1 protein-coding gene is annotated in these 277 nt (G+C 33.2%); it reads right to left on the reverse strand.

The genetic code is table 11. The annotated features are described in order from the left end of the window. On the reverse strand, positions 1 to 277 hold a 277-nt coding region (locus R2R70_RS19970), incomplete at both ends, for a hypothetical protein (protein ID WP_410978895.1).

Below are 277 nucleotides of genomic sequence, written 5' to 3' on the forward strand. Positions count from 1 at the left end.
TCTCTGTGGCTCAATAAAATAAATTATCTCGGCTGATAAATACTCTTTTGATATATCCTTTTGTAAGAAGTCAGCTAGGCTAATATCTATGATCTTATTTTCATCACCTCGTTCTGTTCTTTTGAACCTACCATTTATTATCTCCTCATAAAGTGGGTGGTCTTTTTCATGGATACAAAACAAAATAGCGAGCACAAGAACATCTACTTTTTTGCCACTTGGTAAATTAATAATAATGGCTGTAATACGTTCAGTAATTTGAATAGCTGCTCTTGCT

The organism is Cobetia sp. SIMBA_158 (genome assembly GCF_046566945.1).
GTDB lineage: Bacteria > Pseudomonadota > Gammaproteobacteria > Pseudomonadales > Halomonadaceae > Cobetia > Cobetia amphilecti.